This window comes from Amphritea sp. (assembly GCF_016744155.1).
Lineage (GTDB): Bacteria > Pseudomonadota > Gammaproteobacteria > Pseudomonadales > Balneatricaceae > Amphritea.
Map to the genome: position 1 here is coordinate 22,081 of NZ_JADGEW010000021.1, position 17,518 is coordinate 39,598.

Here is a 17,518-nt window from a genome sequence, read left to right on the forward strand (position 1 = left end):
GTTAACATGGAGCTGAAAACAGGCTTATATAAACATTATAAAGGCTCAGAATACCAAGTGCTTCACCTCGCAAGGCACTCAGAAACTGAGGAGTGGCTGGTAGTGTATAAGCAATGTTATGGAGATGAAGCTGTTTGGGTACGGCCTATGGGTATGTTCGCCGAACGGGTAACCATCAGTGATGGTAGCAGGGTTCCTCGTTTCGATCTGATCAAAGCGGACTGAGCTCTGCTATTCCTCGTTGGCTTTCTCTTTTTTAAGTTCTTCCAGCGACGCAGCAAGGTTGCCTGCTGCCATTGCACTGCTGGGACGAGCTTTGTTGAGTAGTTCTCTTATTTTATCAACATAATCTTGTTTCTGTTTTTGCGGCACGCTGGTCCGTGCGATGATCGCTTTTGCGTGTTTGTAGTGAGACATTGCGACTAGTTTGTCGTCACGATCCAGGTAGTAATCCCCTTGTTCAATATGGGCATCAGCAAAAACGCAGACGTGAAGCCAGTAGAGGTCTTGCTGGAACTGCTTAGCTCTTGCAATATTGAGCTTTCCCTTCTTGGCCATCTCGATGCAGAGTTTTTCTGCATGTTGGATGTGGATCTGGGCCCGTTTCAGCGCCCGATCATTGGAAAAGCTTCCAGAGACCGGGCTTGTACGGTCCGCTCCCTCTTTTTGTGCGCTAATTTCCTGCAACAGGTCGGAGCCCGGAGCAAGCAGGGCTATCTCTTCGATCATGCCGATGATATAGCTGCTGAGTGCGTCGGTAATCTCATGGCGGCAATTGGCTTCTCGGAGCACAGCCAGCGTCGTCAGCGCGTCGTCAGACTGTTTGCGTAGCTCTTTCAAACGCTTGCCACGATATTCCTGTTGCTGCTCTCTGGTTGAAATAAAATAGTTCACCAGTAGTGCGATAAAGCCCACAGCAATTAAAGAAAAAAGAAAAATCAGGTTGTCTTGCAACATATTCTCAGGTAGTTGTAATTAAAGAGACTAGTAATGGCGGCAGCATACTGCATTTAAGCTACCAGAAATATACCTTTATTAGCCAATATTCTTAACTGGTCAGCGTGTTTTTTTTCAGTAGAAACTTGACCCGGCTTGTCTGAGCCCTTATATATGCACGCTGTTTTGTATTGCTACCTCGTCCTTTAAGGATTTTATTTATATGGGCAAATCCCTAGTTATTGTAGAGTCACCTGCTAAAGCGAAGACCATAAACAAGTATTTAGGTAATCAGTTTGTGGTTAAATCAAGTGTGGGACACATTCGTGATCTTCCCACCAGTGGCTCTGGCAATGCAACCGCATCCGACCCTAAAGAGCGTGCTCGACAGGCGGCTATCACCCGTAAATTGGCGCCGGAGGATAAGATTCGGCATAAAGCTGCAAAAGCAAAAACGCAGTTGATAGCGCGAATGGGGGTTGACCCAGAGAATGACTGGGATGCCCGCTATGAAATTCTCCCAGGTAAAGAAAAAGTCGTCGATGAGTTAAGGCGGCTGGCCAAAGATGCAGACACTATCTATCTCGCAACCGATTTGGACCGCGAAGGGGAGGCTATTGCCTGGCACCTGCGGGAAGCTATCGGTGGTGAAGATGATCGTTATCGCCGGGTTGTCTTTAATGAGATAACCAAGAAAGCGATTCAGGAAGCGTTTGAGAAACCGAGTGAACTCGATATTAATCGGGTTAATGCTCAACAGGCCAGGCGTTTTCTCGATCGGGTTGTTGGTTACATGGTTTCTCCTCTGTTGTGGGCTAAGGTCGCCCGGGGGCTTTCTGCCGGTCGGGTACAGTCGGTTGCTGTACGTTTACTGGTAGAGCGGGAAAAAGAGATTCGTAGCTTTATCCCGGAAGAGTTCTGGGAGCTACATGCAGACCTTCTGTCAGGCGATAATGAGTCTTTACGTTTTCAGGTTGATAAGTACCAGGATAAAAGTTTTCGGCCGGTAAATGGTGCCGAGACAGAGGGCTATCTTGAGCAGCTAAAACAGCTGGAGTTTAAGATAACTAATCGACAGGACCGGCCGACAAGTAGTCGTCCATCTGCGCCGTTTATAACTTCGACCCTTCAGCAAGCAGCCAGTACCCGTCTAAGCTTCGGTGTTAAGAAGACGATGATGTTAGCTCAGCGACTTTACGAAGCGGGTTACATCACATACATGCGAACGGACTCGACTAATCTGAGTTCAGAGGCGGTTGATAACTGCCGTGATTTCATCAGTGATAATTATGGTGCTAAGTATCTGCCGGAGAAAGCCAACTCTTACAGTAGCAAAGAGGGCGCTCAGGAGGCTCACGAAGCGATTCGCCCTTCAGATGTCTCCATAGAGGCTACCGCCCTTAAAGGCATGGAGCGGGACGCTGAGCGCTTGTATGAGCTGATTCGGCGTCAGTTCGTCGCTTGTCAAATGACACCGGCACTTTTTACCAGTACCCGGGTGACCATAACGGCAGGTGATTTTGAATTGCGGACAAAAGGACGCATTCTGCGTTTTGATGGTTACACCAAAGTATTCAATAGCCGCGGGAAAGAAGAAGATATTATTCTTCCGGATGTGCAGAAGGGTGATGTTCTTCAGTTACAGCAACTGGACCCTAAGCAGCATTTTACCAAGCCTGCACCTCGTTATACCGAAGCGAGCCTGGTTAAGGAGCTGGAGAAAAAAGGAATTGGCCGGCCTTCTACCTATGCGTCGATCATCTCTACAATCCAGGATCGGGGCTACGTGGAAGTTCAGAACCGTCGTTTCTATGCGCAGAAAATGGGTGATATTGTCACCGAGCGCCTGGTTGAGAATTTTAATGATCTGATGGATTTCAGCTTTACCGCGAGAATGGAAGAGTCGCTGGATGATATAGCGACCGGTAGTGCTGACTGGAAAGAGTTGCTGAATCAGTTCTATCAGGGCTTTAGTAATCGTTTGGAGCAAGCCCAACATCCGGAATCCGGTATGCGTCTTAATGAGCCTACTGAGACCGATATTCCTTGCCCAAGCTGTAATCGTAAAATGATGATTCGTACCGGTACCACCGGGGTATTCCTCGGGTGTTCTGGTTATGCGTTACCGCCAAAAGAGCGCTGTAAAACCACTATGAACCTGGTCCATGGTGATGAAGTGGTGAGCGTTGATGGAGATGATGAGGAAGAGTCGCGCATCTTGCGGAATAAGCATCGTTGTACGATCTGTGATACTGCGATGGATAGTTATCTGATCGATGAACAGCGTAAATTACATATCTGCGGTAATAATCCTGATTGTGCCGGGTTTGAGGTAGAGCAGGGCAGCTTTAAGATCAAGGGCTACGATGGTCCGGTACTGGACTGTGATAAGTGTGGTGCCGAGATGCAGCTTAAAACGGGCCGGTTTGGCAAGTTCTTTGGTTGTACAAGTGATAGCTGTAAAAATACACGTAAGCTGTTGAGAAGTGGAGAGGCTGCGCCGCCGAAGATGGATCCTGTGCCGATGCCGGAACTAGAGTGTGAGAAGGTAGAGGACACTTATATTCTACGGGATGGTGCTTCAGGTCTGTTTCTTGCGGCTAGCCAGTTCCCCCGTAAGCGGGAAACCCGAGCACCAAAAGTGACGGAGTTGTTACCGCACAAGAGTGAGATCGATCCAAAGTATAAATTCCTCTTTAGTGCGCCGATAGCCGATGATGAAGGGCTTCCAACAATCATTCGCTATAGTCGTAAAACCAAAGAGCAGTATGTTATGACTGAAGTTGATGGCAAAGCGACTGGCTGGCGTGCATTTTATACTGGTGGCAGCTGGGTTGTAGAAGCAGCTAAAGCTAAGAAGACAGCGACCAAGAAGAAGTAATCGGAGACACAAATGAGCGGCGTTTATCTTACCCGTACAAATCAGAAGTTAAACTTTACCCGCATCCATCTGGATGCGCTTAAAGCAGCTCAGGAATCAACTGGATGGAGTAAACATGCTCTGATTGAATCCTATAATGAATCTGTGTTGTTTCATATGGTATCAGCCTATAGCTCATTGCTGCGTGAGATTGCAGAGCAATACAGTTTTGATGCTAACCGGATTACTAAGCTGAGTCAGTTGGTTGAGCAGATGGAGCTTCAGGGGCTTGAGGCCCCAGAAGTAACAGAGCTGCAACAGCTTCATGGTGATTCTGAGAGTTGGTTGCATCACTTACTGGCCGCTTACAAAGGTTGCTGGCGAGCAGAGGATCATCAAGAATCTGCAGGGCAGACTGAAAGTGTGTCGGAGATACATGTGATGCAGATTAATCCGGATCATGCCGAAGATGGAGACATTATTCGTGAGTATCAGGAATGGTTTGGGCAATTTAAGTCTTTGATCGAGCGCCTGCGTGTAGGTATGCAGGAGTGGTAAAAGTACGCTAACTAGTACTTACACTTATCTTTTATTGAGATAGTTATGTCAGATATGTTTCTGGAAATAATAGAGCTGGAAGATGGTCAGATTGCATTACGCAGAGCTGATTCAGATGATGCGCCTATCATGAAGATCAGCTTTTCCGATGATGTGCGAGCTCAGCTGGAAGATGAATGCATCGATGTTGCTAAAGTGATGCTGACCGCAGGGATTCACATGATCTCTGATTTGAATGTACAGGCCGCTTCAGCGAGCGCTTTGGAGAATGATTCTGAGGATGAGGCTGAATCGCAACCCCAAATTATTCATTAGATGGTTTTTAGCAAGAAGCATCAAAAAAAACAGCGCTGATGCGCTGTTTTTTTTTATGAATTACTTTTTAAGCGGGGCGGCGATCGCGAATAACTATTCCGTGACTCTGGCCATTTTGGGCTGCATCTTCCAGCCCGCTGAGCTCAGCATCGCTGAGAGATCCAGGCCAGCTAATCACCGCATGACAAGTGCCTGCTTTAAGAGCCTGACAGGCGAGTTGATAGGTGGAATGACCTTGATCTGGTTGGAGAACCATTACTTTGTTGAGGTCGATGCCTGCTGCTTCAAGCAAGGCTTTTGGCAGCGTTGCCGGTGGTGCTATCCAGGCAAACCAACGATCATCGTTACTCAATTGCGCAAGCAGAGGCAGTAGCATAGTCATTTGCTCAAAATCACTGCTTTGCAGGACGATCTCGGTAACATTTCCGGCCAGCCCTGAATGATCGGACTGTGGTGCAACCGGACGAATTAAACCGGGTAGAACGGGTTCCGAACGGTTGAATCTGCTAACTGCTTGCAACATGATTACTGTCCTCTTCTGATAACTCCGACCCCAAGGCCTTCGATTGATAGTTCCTGTTCTTCCAGGTTTACTACAATGGGCTCGAACTCTTCGTTTTCTGCGATTAGGTATACGATGTTACCCTCGCGTTTAAAGCGTTTTACAGTGACGTCGTTTTCAATTCGGGCAACAACAATTTCACCATCTTTAGCACTCTGGCACTGATGCACAGCTAACAGATCGCCATCCATGATACCGACATCTTTCATACTGGTTCCTCGAACTCGCAGCAGATAATCTGCAGGAGGATGGAAGAAGTCTGAAGCGATAGTGATTCTATCTTCTACATTCTCCTGTGCCAGTATGGGTTCGCCAGCAGCGACCAGCCCAACGACGGGAAGACTAGGCGCTTCGTCATCAAATCCGGGAATACGGATTCCGCGTGAAGTACCTGGAATCATCTCAATGGCACCTTTACGGGCAAGGGCTTTGAGGTGTTCTTCTGCAGCGTTAGCCGATTTAAATCCCAGCTCTCTGGCTATATCCGCACGGGTCGGAGGATAGCCGGTGGTGCTGATGCAGTGTTTAATGCATTCAAGGACATCTGTTTGGCGTTGTGTCAGTTTCATGATTAACTCTGTTTTTTTATCCAGTAGCTGTAACTATATACAGTATTTTGGCTTTGTAAACTTTTTTCTGTCTATTTATCCAGTATTATTGCTAGAATGCACGTGGTTAAAGACTATTAGGGCGGTTAGGTGCTTTCAGAAGAGATTAAAAAAGAGATACAGGGTGCCTATAGGCGTTTTTTGGAAAGCCGTCAGCTGAAGCCGCGCGTGGGTCAGAAGCAGATGATTGCTGAGGTCGCTAAGGTACTTGGCGCTATTCTAGAAGATGAGAAATCCCATCGTCTCGGTGAAAAGCATGTCAGCGTTATTGAAGCGGGCACGGGCACGGGCAAAACGATCGGTTATCTTTTGGCGGTATTACCTATTGCGAAAGCAAAAGGTAAGAAAGTTGTGCTTTCAACTGCAACTGTCGCCTTGCAGGAGCAGTTATTAAATAAAGACCTGCCTGAAGTTGCGGAGCATGCGGGTTTGTCTGTCACTTTTGGCTTGGCTAAGGGACGGGGTCGTTATTTCTGTATCAGTAAGGCGGAACAGCATCTTGATGCTAACGCTACCACCGGACAGCAAGCTCTATACGAAGATGAATTAGCGCTGCGATTAGACACTCAAACTGTCGAATTCTACAAAAGCTTACTTAATGAGTTCGCATCGGGTCGCTGGGATGGCGATCGGGATAACCTGACTCAGGATATCAGCGATGAGGACTGGCGCCCCTTAACCAGTGACCATCTTCAATGTACTAATCGACGCTGCAGTAATTTCTCGGCCTGTAGTTTCTTTAAAGCACGAAAAGACCTTGATCAGGTTGAATGTGTTATCGCTAACCACGATATTGTGTTGGCTGACCTGGCGTTAGGTGGTGGTGCTATCCTTCCCGATCCAGCCGACACAATCTACATTTTTGATGAAGGTCATCACCTGTCAGACAAGGCCAGTGGCCATTTCTCTTTCAATATAAGGCTCAAATCTACAGAGCGCTGGCTCGCCGGTAATATTAAACAATTAAGTAAAATGCTCGATCACACGGGTAACCCTCAATTGTTAGCTGACTATGTCAAACAGCTGCAAAAGCCAGCTGAAGATTTGCAAGTTGTCTTAAATAACTGGGCTGAATTGATCAGGCCGGTATTACTCGATGACTCGTTTAAAAGACCTAAAGAGCGTTTTCGTTACACTGGGGGAGTCGTTCCTGACGAGGTAAAGCAGTTCGGCCTGCAGGTTGAAAATCTTGCAGCCAGAATGGCGTCCCGACTAGAGATGATTCTTGATCTACTAAAAGAGTCTCTCGATGGGGAAGGTGGAATTGATCGTCAGCCGGCTGAGAGCTGGTATCCGCGAGTAGGTATGATGGTAGCCAGGATGCAAAGCATTACTGGTCTTGGTCGATCAATGGGGCATGCTGATGCAGAAAATTGCACGCCCACAGCCCGTTGGATCAGCTTGGCAGAGACAGCTCAGGGCTATGATTTTGAATGCAGTACCGCGCCGGTTTCCGCGGCTGAAATGTTACGGATGAACCTTTGGCAACACTGCTATGCTGCAGTTGTTACCTCGGCCACGTTAACAGCACTGGGAACTTTCGACCGACTGCTGGGGGATCTTGGGCTACCGCAGGAAACGCCCTGTTTTAGTCTATCTAGCCCATTCGACCATTATAATGCCGCAGAGCTCTATGTGCCGCCCATGAAAGTTGAGGCGAATGACCCTGAATTGCATACGCAGGCGGTAACAGATTATCTAAATGCAGAGCTCAAAACGGATACAGGAACGCTGGTACTGTTCAGTTCATGGCGACAGATGCGATCAGTGCTTGCCAGTCTGGACGAAAAGCTAAACAATAGAGTTCTGTCGCAGGGGGATTTCAGTAAGAATGAAATTCTGAAGCGCCATAAAGCTGAGATTGATGAGGGGCGAGGAAGTGTTATTTTTGGCCTTGCTTCTTTTACTGAAGGGGTTGATCTTCCTGGTGATTATCTCACAGAAGTGATTATCACCAAGATACCCTTTAGTGTGCCGGATGATCCGGTTGATGCCACCATGGCTGAGTGGATTGAACAGCGTGGGGGTAACCCTTTTATGGAATGGTCGGTGCCGATGGCATCGGTACGGTTAACCCAGGCTGCTGGACGGCTACTGCGAACTGAGCAGGATAAGGGGCGTATCGTACTTTTAGATCGGCGTGTTGTCACCCGGCGTTACGGTCGACAATTGCTCGATTCTTTACCGCCATTCCGACGAAATATTAGCTAACCGTTCGCTGATGCGAATAAGGTATGACTTTGTTAAAAAAAATATTTAAGAGTTCAGACGATAATGATTCTGCAGTGACTGAAGCGGAAGTTATTCCGAATAATCAGCCAGCTAAGACAGAAGCAGTTTCCACGGCCTCTGAGAGTGATACAGCAAAAGAGACAGCCGGTAGAGAAAACCCGGACAACAGCGGTGCTTCAAAGCAGCAGTCGACAAAGAGTCGCTCTGCTGATAAATCTCAGACTAAATCGAAACCGGTTAAACCCTGGAGTCGTGATGAGTTCCCCGTAGAGCCTGTAGAGGGTAAAAAGCGGTTTCATGATTTCGATCTCCCCGATGATGTAATGCATGCCATTGCTGATCTTAACTTCCAGTACTGCTCTGATATTCAGTCAGCTACGCTTGTTGAATCCCTGGAAGGTAGGGATATGATCGGTAAAGCGCAGACGGGTACAGGTAAAACGGCAGCGTTTCTGATCAGCATCATCACGGATCTGCTGGACTATCCGCTTGAGTATAAAGCTGCCAAGGGCGTACCTCGCGCATTGATCATCGCACCTACCCGAGAGTTGGCGTTGCAGATCGCATCTGACGCAGAAGAGACGGGTAAATACGCAAACATCAGTGTTGTAGCGCTAGTCGGTGGTATGGATTACGACAAGCAGCGTAAACAGCTAGCGGTTCGCCCTGTTGATATTATTGTCGCAACCCCTGGGCGCTTGATTGACTTCATCCGTTCCTCATCCGTTGATCTTGGCGATGTTGAAGTGCTGGTCCTGGATGAAGCAGATCGTATGTTGAGCATGGGCTTTATTCCGGATGTGCGGACGATCATTCGTCATACACCACGAAAAGGTGATCGTCAGACCCTGCTATATAGCGCAACATTTACTGACGATGTTATGAACCTTGCCCAGCAATGGACGGTTGATGCCAAGGTAATTGATATCGCTCCAGAACAGAAAAGTACAGACTCGGTTAAACAGTTGGTTTATCTGGTATCAAGACAAGATAAATACAAGCTACTGCGTAACTTTATGCAACTTAACCAACTTCACCGGGTTATTGTCTTCGGTAATCGTCGGGATGAAACCCGCAGACTGGCTGAGCGGCTACAGAAAGATGGTTTGAAAGCCGCGCTGATGTCCGGGGAAATTGCTCAACAGAAACGCGTAAAAACGCTGGAAGACTTCCGTGAAGGGCGGATCAATATTCTGGTTGCTACCGATGTTGCCGGTCGGGGTATTCATGTTGATGCTGTAAGTCACGTTATTAACTACTCACTGCCTGAAGATGCCGATGATTATGTACATCGAATCGGTCGTACGGGACGGGCAGGTTCTAAGGGGACTTCGATCAGTTTTGCCACTGAAGATGATTCTTTTCTGTTGCCCGAGATTGAGGAAGTTGCCGGCGTGAAGATGGAATGTGTTTATCCGGATCCAAACCTGCTGGAACCGGTTTAATTTTCTCGGTCACAGATGATGAACGGGATTGCTCTGGATCAGTTACAGCTTGAAAACCGATTCAGTCAGTTATCTGAATCATTTTATAGTCCTGTAACTCCGCAGCCTCTAAAGAAACCGCATCTGGTTGCCTTTAGTGCTGAGGCTGCTGATCTGATAGGTCTTGATTCTGGTAGGACGACGCCAGAACAGCTAAGTGAGCTGTTCGGTGGTCATAGGTTGCTTGAGGGCAGCAGTCCTGTAGCGACAGTCTATTCCGGGCATCAGTTTGGCGGTTACACGCCTCAGCTAGGCGATGGTAGGGCTGTTTTATTGGGCGACCTTGCTGGCAGTGATGGGCAACGGTGGGAACTGCAGCTTAAAGGCAGTGGTAAAACCCCTTATTCCAGACATGGGGATGGTCGCGCTGCATTGCGTTCGGTTATCCGTGAGTATCTTTGTAGTGAAGCCTTAGCTGCATTAAGTGTACCTACAACTCGTGCTCTCTGCATAATTGGCAGTGAAACTCAGATCTATCGGGACTCGATAGAGTTTGCTGCCAATATGGTGCGGATGAGTCCCAGTCATATCCGTTTTGGCCATTTTGAATATTTCTATTACACCCGTCGTCCTGAACAACTAAAGCAGCTGGCTGATTTTGTTATCCAGCATCATTACCCGCATTGCGTGGAAATGGATAACCCCTATCTGGCGATGTTCTCTGAAGTGGTAGAAAGGACTGCGCGACTGATCGCGAAATGGCAATCTGTTGGCTTTTGTCATGGCGTGATGAACACCGATAATATGTCGATTTTGGGTCTCACTCTAGATTACGGTCCTTTTGGTTTTCTCGATGACTTCCAGCCGGGTTATATCTCTAACCAAACAGATGAACAGGGTCGATATGCATACCAGCAGCAACCCTCTGTGGCGATGTGGAACTGCGTCTGTCTGGCACAAAGCCTGATGGGGTTAGTTAATCAGAGCGATCTTGAAGCGGCGCTGAACCTATTTGAACCAACCTATGCGGTCGCTTACACCGAACAGCTTAAGTTGCGTTTAGGAATGGCTGGCCACATAAATAATGATGGGCAACTCATTGAGAGTTTTCTTCGGTTATTAGAGCAGGCAAAGTGTGATTACAACGCTGTTTTTCTGGCACTTGAGAAAGCAGCAAGTGGAGATATTGAATCTGTTACTGCGCTGTTAGGTGGTACTACCGAAGTATCCGAATGGCTGTCTCTGTATCTTGATCGGCTTGATACTAATGCGTTGACTTTAATGGCTCGCAATAATCCACGCGTGATTCTGCGTAATTATCTTGCTCAGCAAGTTATCGAGCGAGCGGAGAAGGGAGATTTCAGTGATCTGGCTCAATTGCATGCAGCACTAAGAGCCCCTTATAGTGATGCTTTAGATATATACTCTCGGGATACTCCTGAATGGGGTAAAAATGTATCGCTGAGTTGTTCATCATAAAGAATAAAAATAGTATTTAGATTAATAGTGCATGTTAAAGGTCTGAATTTTAAGTATTTATTGGTTGTTATTGATATGTGTAAATGTTGTGGAAAGTATAATGGATAAACATAATACAGGCCGTATTAGTCAGGTTCTGGCTGTTGTTGTAGCACTTTTTTTTTTTTTTTTTTCCTTCAGCGGTTATCAAAAAACCGGTGATATTACCCTGGCGCTTATGTTCGGGTTGCTGGCGGTTCTGGGTTATTTTGTCGTTAAATTACTTTTTGTCGGTGTAAACAAGCTGCTTGATTCCCTCGATAGAAAAGCTGATAAAAGTTAATAGAGTTAAGTTTGCTAAAAAAGTGCAGCAGGGTTTGAATCAGACCCGTGAAATAATAAAACGTACAGAAAAGGTAAGGAATCTCCGATGACAAATGGGGCAAAAGTTGCAGTACTGGGTGGTGGAAGTTTCGGTACTGTCATTGCAAACCTGATCGGTAGTAAAGGGGAAGCGGTCAATCTTTGGATGCGTAATGCAGAGAGGGCTGAAGAAATAAACCGCACCCGGGAAAATAGCCGCTATTTACCGGGACAGCGGTTGGCAGATTTGCTCTATGCAACGGCTGATCTGGAACAGGCCCTAGCTGATGCAGACATAATCTTTGTTTCAATTCCCAGTCAGTCTTTTCGTGACGTTATTAGTCAGGCAAAACACTACCTCCGTCCGGAGCAAATTGTCGTAAGCACTACCAAAGGAATCGAGGCAAACACTTTCAGTCTGATGAGTCAGATTCTTGCCGATGAACTACCAGATAATCCTATCGGTGTGATCAGTGGTCCTAATCTGGCAAAAGAGCTGGTTCAGAAACAGCTTACTGCAACGGTTATAGCCAGTGAAGATGAACAGGTTCGTACAGCAGTTCAGGAAATTTTGCACTGTGCATATTTCCGTATCTATGCAAGCACTGATATGTACGGTGTTGAGCTGGGCGGTACGTTGAAAAATATCTATGCCATTGCATCGGGTTTGAGTGCAGCATTGGGTATGGGAGAGAATACCAAAAGCATGCTGATGACCCGTAGCCTGGCAGAGATGAGTCGCTTTGCCGTCCAGTTGGGCGCTAACCCTATGACCTTTTTGGGGTTAGCGGGGGTAGGTGATCTTATTGTTACCTGTTCATCACCGCTGAGTCGCAACTACCGGGTTGGTTATGCGCTAGGTGAGGGTAAGAGCCTTGAAGAGGCTGTAACCTCCCTGGGCGAGGTTGCGGAGGGTGTTAATACACTGCGCTATGTTAAAGAGAAAGCGGATGAGCTAGAGATCTATATGCCTTTGGTCTGTGGTCTCTACGAAGTCGTGTTTAATGGGGCCCCAGTGTCTCAGGTCGCAAAGATGATGATGCTTAATACGCAGAGTAGTGATGTGGAGTTTATTCTGCCCAGAGATGCTGGTTAATGCGATTGTTTTTGTTGCGTCATGGTGAAGCAGGTTTTAATGCGCTCACCGATGAACAGCGAAGCCTGACAGATAACGGCAGGTTTCGACTGCGGCAGATGTTGCTTCAGCATCAAGAGCTGCTGGAAGGTATTGAGCGTATCTGTCATAGCCCATACCTAAGAACTTGCCAAACCACTGAATTGGTTTGCGAAGCTAAGGCCGTTGCAACCAGTCCCTTAAAATTACTGACCCCCGAATCATCGCCACAAAAGGTTATTAACTGGCTGAGTGAACAGACCGATGAAAGCCTCATGCTGGTAACCCATCAGCCGCTTATCGGCAATTTAGTCTCTCTACTATGCGAGGGAGATCTTTCCCGTCCAGAACCTATGATGTCTGGATGTCTGGCTATTATTGAACTGGAGTTTCCGGCTGCCGGGTTAGGGCAGCTTCGAGAGTTAGTACATTAGTCCTGCTTTAACCGCTCTTACCTCCGCTTTCTAACTGATTATCTGTTTTTGGCTCAAGGTTGCCCGTTGCGGCCTGTCTAATCAGCCGGGCACTCTCATTCAGTCGTGATATTTCGGGGTAACGTGCAAGTCCATCTTCAATGGTTTTTATAGCTTTTGCTTCCTGACCGGTCGCTAGATAAGCTCGAGACAGGTCAATATAGAGTTGGGGTATAGGGGTGTATTCAATATATGAGGTTGCCCAATCGATGAACTGGGGGGCAAAGCTGCCTTGTTTGGCACTCAGTTCCCGTAGTAACAGCGTCCGCATTAGGTAGAGTTCGGCATTATTGCTAAAGAAAGGGTTGGCTAATGCCGGCTGGAGAAGGGCTGGCTGAGACATTTCGCCTCTTAAGAAACTTATAATACTATGATTTGCCTTAATCGTCTGGAGCATGATGAATGTAACGCTCAGGCATAATATTACGGCTGTTCCCGCGGTAGTTAACTCTGCAGATCGGCTTAGCACAGCCGTTCTAGTTTTAGTGCTGTGTCGCAATATAACAAAGATTAGAACGAGCAGAAGAAACCAAGGGATATTACTTATATAGAAGGGAAGTTCTACCTGGGTGTGTAAACCGATAGGAATTAGCAATGCGATATAACTCAGTCCCCGACGCCAGCCACAGCTGAATGAGGCGTAGAGAATTGCTAAAACTGAAATCAAAATTCCGCTGATGGCGACTATTCCCCCTTCAACCATCCAGAACATCAGTTCATTGTGCGGGTGACTGAGACGCTCAGCAGGAAGGTTGGCTTCAGGAAAATGTTTTAGGTAGTCAACTTTTTGATCGTGCCAGACTTTCTGAAAACTGCCGATACCATGGCCGGTGACTGGCTGCAGTTTAAATACTTCAAAGGATATCTTATAGATATTAATACGGCTGTTGGAGCCTGATTCGGTTACTCCTGGGCTAGTTTTGTCTGCCAGATCCCCAAGTTTTTGTGTGCTCCGCTGTATCCCCTGATTACCTAAAGATAGCGCTGCGGTTACTGCAATAAGTACTGCGATGGATAGGGTTTTGCGGTTAAGGAAGCTGCGCCAATTGCATAGGGTTAGTATGATGACACCGGAGGCGGCAGCAATAAGCCCGGTTCGAGAGCCTGAGTAGGCAACGATAAAACAACTTAGAAAAATACTGCTCAGCAGAATCAGTGTTAGAACGGGACTGCTTTTAAGGGTAACCGGTCGGCTTAATAGGTAAAGCCCTGTGATAAGGACCGTTGCCTGGAAAGATGCATGTATGTTGATCTGTTGGAAAACGCTGTAAGGGATCTCTTTGCTAGGTGTTATGAGTAACGGCAGAATACCTGGCCAGAAAATTTGAGAGACGCCATATAGGCCGTGAGCTATGCCTGATAACAGCAGTATTATGAGTGCTTTTTCTGCGTCACGGGTCGTAAAGCGAAATTGAAAAAGGGCGATCAGAAACAGAAATCCGCCCAGGATGTAGAGTTGCCTGAATAACCATTGAGTCGGTAGAAAACTGTCAACGATAAATCCTAGTATGATTATACTGATTGGCAGTGCAGCCATTGCCAGCCAGGCAGTGGGATATGAGAACTGCTTCGATTTAAGCATGGCGAGCGTTGCGGCGGTAATAACTAAAACGGCTGCGATCCATACGGTGATGTTATGTGATATCGACATCCCTTCGCCGCCAAGGTTAGGCTGAAAGAAAAGTGTCGCCGGCAGAAACAGAAGCCCCAGTAATATCAGGCCGAGCTGCTGCGGTTTCATTTGCGATATCTTATCAAACATCAAAAAGGCCCCAGAGAAGATCTATTAGCTATCTGTTTTAAAAGAAAAAAACAGTGGTGATATTACTCCATATTTGTATGCTGTTATATGAGAGAAGGTTATAAAACCTGGGAATACTGTGAGGTTTTTAGATAGATGGGGAATCTATTGCAAACAGAAGAGTTACGCTTTGAGGTTAATGGCCACCAGATCGCAGCAAAATGCTGGGGAGAATCTGGTGCCAGACCGATACTTGCACTACACGGCTGGCTGGATAATGCAGCAACTTTTGACCGTTTGGCGCCGCTGCTTGAAGATGTACGTTTTATTTCGTTAGATCTGATGGGGCATGGTTTTTCCGATCATCGACCCGCTTCGATGCCGTATTACATCTGGGATAATGTACAGGATCTGATGGCGATAGCGGATCACCTGAATTTAGAGAAATTTACACTGATTGGTCATTCCATGGGGGCGAGTATCGCTACGCTATTTGCCGGGGCCTTTCCTGAACGGATAGAAAGTCTGGTGCTGATTGAAGGGATAGCGCCTATGGTTACTGAATCTGAAATCGCCGCTGAACAATTAGCTCAGTCTATAAAAAAGCGTCTCCGTATGCAGGGGCGGCCGCAGAAACCCTATACGGATTTTGATTCGGTGGTAGCGGCTCGTATGAAGGGGCGGTGGCCTGTTGATGAGCAAGCGGCTCGTTGGTTAGTTGAACGAGGTGTAATTCAGCGTGAGGGCGGTTTTTACTGGCGTAGCGATCCCAGCTTAATGTTACCCTCAATCCTAAGAATGTCAGAGGAGCAGGTCGAAAGTTTCATAAAGCGTGTTACAGCGTCTGTATTGCTTATTCTGGGGGATAACGGTATTCCTCAAAGTGATCGGCGTGTCGCTCTTTTTCGTAGTATCAGAACAGAGAGCTTATCTGGCGGTCATCATCTGCATCTCGAGGAGCAAGCTGTCGGTCTGATTGCTACAATGATTAATGAGTTTATTCAGGTTTAACTATCAAAGGGTTATCAATGCGCATTCGAGCAATTTTACAGATAGGATTTGTTCTGCTCCTGAGTTTTCCGGCACTGGCTGAAAATGATGTCAGAGGGAGTGATGATCCCCAGCAACTCCCTCGTTTCCCATTAAGCTGGATTGTTAGTTATAGTGAGGAAAAAGTGCCTGAGTATGCTCTGGCTACTGGGCCGATGAAAAAAGTTGAAGGTGTAATTGCACCGGAAAAGGCAGAGAGCTTTCAGGGTCTGTTAACACGTATTACCTATCGTGTTCCTGATACTCATACACCTGAAAATATTTTTGCTTACTATCTGAAGAATCTACAAAGTATCGATGCGGAGATTCTCTTTCAGTGCAGTAGTCGTCAGTGTGGTAGTAGTAACCAATGGGCCAATAACTATTTCAAGGTGGCTGAGCTCTACGGAATAGACCGGACGCAATTCTTTCTTTCTGCGACCACCGGGAATATGCAGTTAGCGCTCTATACCGTTAAAAGAGGGAATCGCAGGGTCTATATCCAGCTGGACCTTATCGCGCCTCTTGAACAGACTGAAGCCGGTCTGGCGGCCGATATTCAGCAACAAGGTTTCAGTTGGTTGAGTAGTGCTGAAAATATTGAGCCGCTGTTAAGCTACCTGATAAGCAACCCCCAGCAGAAAATACTCATTGGTAGTTACAACGGATCTGAAGGTAGCACTTTGAGTGAGCTGCTTAACCTAAGTAAAACAGCGGCAGAGACGGTTGCGGGTTTGTTGATTAGCGCGGGAGTCGATCCGCAACGGATAGAAACAGTGGGGGTAGGGCCAGCAGTACCCTTAGCTAAACAGGATAAGGCCTCAGGCCTATGGGTGCAGGTACGCTGATCGGTAACCGGTAGTGCAACCTCCCTAGAACAAAGGATGTGATCTATGAAAACCACAGTGTCCCTGGTGCTCGGTAGCGGTGGAGCCAGAGGTTACAGTCACATCGGTGTGATTGAAGAGCTGGAGCGCCGTGGCTATGAAATTATCTGTGTCGCCGGTAGTTCAATGGGGGCTCTGGTCGGGGGAGTCTACGCTGCGGGTCGATTACCAGAATATAAAGAGTGGGTTACCAGTCTCAAACGGATAGATGTCTTTAGAATGATGGACCTTACCTTAAGAGGTGAGGGAACTATCCGCGGCAAGCGGTTAATGACTAATCTGCGTGAAATTGTCGGTAATCCATTGATTCAAGAGTTGCCTATTCCATATACGGCCGTGGCTACAGACCTGACGCATCAGAAGGAAGTGTGGTTTCAGAACGGACTGATGTTAGATGCTATTAGGGCTTCAATTGCTGTGCCGGGTTTTTTTACGCCGGTATTCGAAGAGGACCGCGTGCTGGTGGACGGCGGTGTGCTAAACCCTATACCGATTATTCCAACGGTGGCGGCTCATGCAGACCTCATTATCGCGGTGGACCTTAACGCGGAAGCTTGTCTGCCTCGGGTAGTGATGCCGGAAACCCGTTACCTTGATCGCACAGGGTTTAGTGATGAGTGGCATCTGGATGGGGCGCCACAGGTAGAAGATGAACAGTTAGCTGAAAGCACGCCCCATAAAGCCGTGGGCAGAATTGATGTGTTGCTGAACGCGGTAGAGGTGATGCAGGAATCATTAGGTAAGTACAAAGTGGCGGGGTATCCTCCCGATCTGCTGATTGGCATACCCAAGGATGCCTGTAGTTTTTATGAATTCCATCGGGGTACTGAGATGATCGAGTTGGGGCGTGAGATGGCAGCTCAGAGCTTGCTTGGTCTGGAACAATCGATGCGTTGATAGACTGAATTATGTCAGTGTATGTTATGCAAAAATAAAGGAGCCATAGGGCTCCTTTGTT

At 47.2% G+C, this 17,518-nt stretch carries 17 protein-coding genes; 13 read left to right on the forward strand and 4 right to left on the reverse strand.

What is annotated here, in order from left to right:
* Window positions 1-6: 6 nt before the first annotated feature.
* Window positions 7-225: a DUF1653 domain-containing protein gene (locus QZZ54_RS14455; RefSeq protein WP_290703408.1), complete on the forward strand. Its 219-nt coding sequence runs from the start codon at window positions 7-9 to the stop codon at window positions 223-225.
* A 6-nt stretch (window positions 226-231) separates the two neighbouring features.
* On the opposite strand, the gene QZZ54_RS14460 is transcribed toward QZZ54_RS14455, so the two are convergent.
* On the reverse strand, window positions 232-957 hold the full coding sequence (locus QZZ54_RS14460) for a DNA topoisomerase I (protein ID WP_290703410.1): 726 nt from the start codon (window positions 955-957) through the stop codon (window positions 232-234).
* Between the two features lie 202 nt (window positions 958-1,159).
* Here QZZ54_RS14460 and topA point away from each other — a divergent pair, with 202 nt between their 5' ends.
* The 3 genes from topA to QZZ54_RS14475 are packed head-to-tail and all read left to right on the forward strand — an operon-like array spanning window position 1,160 to window position 4,669.
* Entirely contained in the window at window positions 1,160-3,817 is a 2,658-nt protein-coding gene (topA, locus tag QZZ54_RS14465; RefSeq protein WP_290703412.1) for a type I DNA topoisomerase, read from the forward strand.
* Between the two features lie 12 nt (window positions 3,818-3,829).
* On the forward strand, window positions 3,830-4,354 hold the full coding sequence (locus QZZ54_RS14470) for a DUF6586 family protein (RefSeq protein ID WP_290703414.1): 525 nt from the start codon (window positions 3,830-3,832) through the stop codon (window positions 4,352-4,354).
* Between the two features lie 45 nt (window positions 4,355-4,399).
* Window positions 4,400-4,669: a hypothetical protein gene (locus tag QZZ54_RS14475; protein ID WP_290703416.1), complete on the forward strand. Its 270-nt coding sequence runs from the start codon at window positions 4,400-4,402 to the stop codon at window positions 4,667-4,669.
* 67 nt (window positions 4,670-4,736) lie between these two features.
* Here the strand turns inward: QZZ54_RS14475 and QZZ54_RS14480 are convergent, their stop codons facing one another.
* Together QZZ54_RS14480 and lexA are read right to left on the reverse strand one after the other, a co-directional pair.
* The gene (locus QZZ54_RS14480; RefSeq protein ID WP_290703418.1) at window positions 4,737-5,192 is read right to left on the reverse strand and encodes a SulA-like leucine-rich domain-containing protein; all 456 of its coding nucleotides are present in this window, start codon (window positions 5,190-5,192) and stop codon (window positions 4,737-4,739) included.
* A gap of 2 nt (window positions 5,193-5,194) precedes the next feature.
* Window positions 5,195-5,803, reverse strand: a complete 609-nt coding sequence (gene lexA, locus QZZ54_RS14485) for a transcriptional repressor LexA (RefSeq protein WP_366645688.1) — start codon at window positions 5,801-5,803, stop codon at window positions 5,195-5,197.
* 126 nt (window positions 5,804-5,929) lie between these two features.
* Between lexA and dinG the strand changes: the two genes are divergently transcribed.
* The 6 genes from dinG (at window position 5,930) to sixA (ending at window position 12,864) form a co-directional block, all read left to right on the forward strand.
* Window positions 5,930-8,050 carry an ATP-dependent DNA helicase DinG gene (gene dinG / locus QZZ54_RS14490; protein ID WP_290703422.1) on the forward strand — a complete coding sequence of 707 codons (2,121 nt, stop codon included), beginning with the start codon at window positions 5,930-5,932 and terminating at the stop codon, window positions 8,048-8,050.
* Window positions 8,051-8,073: 23 nt separating this feature from the next.
* Complete coding sequence (gene rhlB / locus QZZ54_RS14495; RefSeq protein ID WP_290703424.1) at window positions 8,074-9,516, forward strand: ATP-dependent RNA helicase RhlB; 1,443 nt, start codon at window positions 8,074-8,076, stop codon at window positions 9,514-9,516.
* Window positions 9,517-9,531: 15 nt separating this feature from the next.
* On the forward strand, window positions 9,532-10,974 hold the full coding sequence (locus QZZ54_RS14500) for a protein adenylyltransferase SelO (protein ID WP_290703426.1): 1,443 nt from the start codon (window positions 9,532-9,534) through the stop codon (window positions 10,972-10,974).
* Between the two features lie 100 nt (window positions 10,975-11,074).
* A complete protein-coding gene (locus QZZ54_RS14505) occupies window positions 11,075-11,296 on the forward strand; it encodes a hypothetical protein (protein WP_290703428.1) in 222 nt (73 codons plus the stop codon).
* Between the two features lie 87 nt (window positions 11,297-11,383).
* A complete protein-coding gene (locus tag QZZ54_RS14510) occupies window positions 11,384-12,412 on the forward strand; it encodes an NAD(P)H-dependent glycerol-3-phosphate dehydrogenase (protein ID WP_290703430.1) in 1,029 nt (342 codons plus the stop codon).
* Entirely contained in the window at window positions 12,412-12,864 is a 453-nt protein-coding gene (gene sixA / locus QZZ54_RS14515; RefSeq protein ID WP_290703432.1) for a phosphohistidine phosphatase SixA, read from the forward strand. The genes QZZ54_RS14510 and sixA overlap by 1 nt, the downstream gene beginning before the upstream one ends.
* Before the next feature lie 7 nt (window positions 12,865-12,871).
* On the opposite strand, the gene QZZ54_RS14520 is transcribed toward sixA, so the two are convergent.
* Window positions 12,872-14,644 carry an O-antigen ligase family protein gene (locus QZZ54_RS14520; protein WP_290703434.1) on the reverse strand — a complete coding sequence of 591 codons (1,773 nt, stop codon included), beginning with the start codon at window positions 14,642-14,644 and terminating at the stop codon, window positions 12,872-12,874.
* 156 nt (window positions 14,645-14,800) lie between these two features.
* Between QZZ54_RS14520 and QZZ54_RS14525 the strand changes: the two genes are divergently transcribed.
* Genes QZZ54_RS14525 through QZZ54_RS14535 form a run of 3 tightly spaced genes read left to right on the forward strand, consistent with a single transcriptional unit; the run spans window position 14,801 to window position 17,457 of the window.
* Window positions 14,801-15,655 (forward strand): alpha/beta hydrolase, encoded by an 855-nt coding sequence (locus tag QZZ54_RS14525; RefSeq protein ID WP_290703436.1) that lies wholly within the window; start codon window positions 14,801-14,803, stop codon window positions 15,653-15,655.
* A 17-nt stretch (window positions 15,656-15,672) separates the two neighbouring features.
* Entirely contained in the window at window positions 15,673-16,521 is an 849-nt protein-coding gene (locus tag QZZ54_RS14530; RefSeq protein ID WP_290703438.1) for a DUF4892 domain-containing protein, read from the forward strand.
* Window positions 16,522-16,566: 45 nt separating this feature from the next.
* Window positions 16,567-17,457: a patatin-like phospholipase family protein gene (locus QZZ54_RS14535; protein WP_290703439.1), complete on the forward strand. Its 891-nt coding sequence runs from the start codon at window positions 16,567-16,569 to the stop codon at window positions 17,455-17,457.
* The last annotated feature ends 61 nt before the right edge of the window (window positions 17,458-17,518 follow it).